The following is a 2,594-nucleotide window of genomic DNA, read 5'->3' on the forward strand; positions in this document are numbered from 1 at the left end:
CGAGCGCCTGATGAATGAGCATGGGATTGGCGGAGCCCCGGTTGTCGAGGACGGCCAGTTGATCGGGATCGTCAGCAGGCGTGATATCCGGGCAATCGTTGGGAAGCGTGGCGAGGATGCAGTCGAACAGGTGATGACACACGATCCATTTACTGTTGGTGAGGATGTCACCCCTGAACAGGCCCTCGAACTGATGTACATGAAGAAAGTCGAGCGTCTGCCGGTGCTGAACAAGAAGGGATCACTTCTTGGGATCATCACCATGCAGGATATCCTCCAGAAACGCCAGTTCCCGCGGGCAAACCGCGATGAACATGGCAAACTGAGGGTGGCTGCCGCAGTCGGCCCCTTCGATTTCGACCGTGCGATGCTCCTTGACGAAGCAGGTGCTGATGCGCTCGTGATCGACTGTGCCCATGGCCATAATATGAATGTCGTCAAATCAGTCCGTGATATTAAGGAGAGCGCAAAAGCCGACTGTGTGGCAGGCAATATTGCCACCGGAAAGGCGGCCTCGGAATTTGTTGATGTCGTTGACGGGATCAAGGTCGGTATCGGGCCCGGCTCCATCTGCACAACGAGGGTTGTTGCCGGTGTCGGACTCCCCCAGATCTCTGCAATCGCCGCTGTCTCCGACGTGATGCACGAGGCGGGGGTCCCGGTCATTGCAGATGGTGGTATCCGTTTCTCAGGCGATGTCGCAAAGGCGATTGCCGCGGGTGCCGACTCCATCATGGTCGGAAGCATGCTCGCCGGAACCGATGAGTCTCCCGGCAGGATCATTGTCATCAAAGGCAGGCGGTACAAACAGTACCGCGGTATGGGATCGCTTGGTGTCATGACTGGCGGCCAGTCAAGCGACCGGTATTTCCAGGCAAAAGGGATCGGCGCAACGAAGTTTGTTCCTGAGGGAGTTGAAGGAGCAATCCCCTATGTCGGGGAGGTCTCGGATGTGGTGTACCAGCTCGTCGGGGGCCTGAAGTCTGCAATGGGCTATACCGGTGCGAGGACAATTGAGGATCTGAAGAAGCGGTCCCGCTTTATCAGGATCACCGCCGCCGGGATGAAAGAGAGCCATCCGCATGACATTGTCATTACAGATGAGGCTCCGAACTACCGGCTCTCATCATAATGTTTCTTTTTTTGGGTTATTGAGAGGAGATCAGATCCTCTTATAGAAATCTTTTTATAATTAAAATCCTAACATTATGTTAGTATGCTTGATCATCTCGAGGTCTCACGCCTCCTCGATATCCTTGGAAACCGCAACCGAAGGCGTATCATTGAACTGCTTCGCCAGAAGCCGTGCTTTGTAACCGAGATATCCGATCGGCTGATCCTCTCCCCGAAGGCGGTGATCGAGCACCTGAACATGATGGAGCGGGAAGCACTCATCGGCTTTTTCCAGGATGAGAGGAGGAGGAAATACTACTACCTCCAGACAGAATTTGATCTCGTCGTCTCGCTCAGGAATACAAAAGGAGAGAAGCGTACTGCAAGCCTGCCATCGGCCGATCTCCGGCTGATCGAATCCCTTTCAATGCTGAGGCGTATGGCATATGCACGGGAGCGTATCCTCGATACTTTAGAGAACCTTGAGCGGGATATTGAGGCGACGATGAATGATATCATGAGAATGAATCAGGGTGACAAAGGGCATGATATCGATCTTGATATTATTATCACCCTCTCTCATCAGGATCTCACCCTTGATGAGCTGGTTGAAGTGATGGAAACAGATGCATCTGCGGTACAGGCATCGCTTGCCACCCTTGTCATGAGGGGTATTGTTACCCTGGATGGTGAACGCTACCGTATCGAGGGGATCTATGAAGCACCACAGTCCTGAAGGTGACGGCTCATACCGGAGGGGAAGCCTCCGTATCATCGGCTGTATACTCCGTCCCGAAGGAGGTTTTGGCGGGTACCTCCTCGTTCCGGTGGAGCATCAGCCTCCTGATCTCCCCTATGAGATGATCGAGACTGAGAACCGGATTTATATTACCGCAGATCTGCCTCCGGAGCCGACGCTCACCTCGGCACCCTATGCACGAATTGAGTCCGAGCGGGTGGCGATTGTCGTGAACGAACACGAGACCTGGATCCCCCTGCCTTCCCGGATCAATGTCTTCCACTCAACCTATACCATCAGGCACGGGGTGATCGATATCTTCTGCAGGAAGCCCGTCTTCTTCACCCTCTGAGCCGGGCGATGCTCCCGGCTGCCATCTTCCGGACATAAGGGTTCTCATCCTCAAGAAGCGGCTCAAGATCAGATGCCGCTTCCGGTATCCCAATTCTGCCAAGCCCCTTTGCTGCCATATATCTGACATGATCCCTCTCATCCGATACCGCAGCACGAAGGTATGGGTATGCATCGGGCTTCTCCATCAGTCCAAGCGCCTCACAGGCACGGTACCGAACAACCCACCACTCATCTCCAAGGAGGGCGGAAAGAGGCGCGATCGCCTCTTCTCCAAGAGAGCCGAGTATCTCTGCTGCATCTTTCCTGATATTCTTGTCTTCATTCCTGAGGGCTTCGATCAGCTCAGGGATCGGTGTTCTGGAATTGAGCAGGGTTTCTGTGGTATTTT

General features: G+C 54.0%; 4 protein-coding genes. 3 read left to right on the forward strand and 1 reads right to left on the reverse strand.

The genetic code is table 11. The features are described 5' to 3' along the window. The 3 genes from QCH34_RS10465 to QCH34_RS10475 all read left to right on the forward strand — a co-directional run. Positions 1-1,132: IMP dehydrogenase (locus QCH34_RS10465; protein WP_300333841.1), on the forward strand; the 1,132-nt coding region annotated here is incomplete at its 5' end. Between the two features lie 84 nt (positions 1,133-1,216). Further along, complete coding sequence (locus QCH34_RS10470) at positions 1,217-1,849, forward strand: ArsR family transcriptional regulator (protein ID WP_300333844.1); 633 nt, start codon at positions 1,217-1,219, stop codon at positions 1,847-1,849. Further along, the gene (locus tag QCH34_RS10475; RefSeq protein ID WP_300333847.1) at positions 1,830-2,204 is read left to right on the forward strand and encodes a hypothetical protein; all 375 of its coding nucleotides are present in this window, start codon (positions 1,830-1,832) and stop codon (positions 2,202-2,204) included. Before QCH34_RS10470 ends, QCH34_RS10475 begins: the two co-directional genes overlap by 20 nt. Here the strand turns inward: QCH34_RS10475 and QCH34_RS10480 are convergent. After that, positions 2,194-2,594, reverse strand: a 401-nt coding sequence (locus tag QCH34_RS10480) for a HEAT repeat domain-containing protein (protein ID WP_300333850.1), incomplete at its 5' end; no start/stop codon positions are given. The two genes, QCH34_RS10475 and QCH34_RS10480, sit on opposite strands and share 11 nt — an antisense overlap.

Origin of the sequence: Methanocalculus sp. (assembly GCF_029762515.1) — an archaeon.
Taxonomy (GTDB): domain Archaea; phylum Halobacteriota; class Methanomicrobia; order Methanomicrobiales; family Methanocorpusculaceae; genus Methanocalculus.

Bases quoted from the DNA above. Each gene is read 5' to 3' on its own strand.
- QCH34_RS10470 (WP_300333844.1), top strand. From the start codon at position 1,217: ATGCTTGATCATCTCGAGGTCTCACGCCTCCTCGATATCCTTGGAAAC.
- QCH34_RS10475 (WP_300333847.1), top strand. From the start codon at position 1,830: ATGAAGCACCACAGTCCTGAAGGTGACGGCTCATACCGGAGGGGAAGC.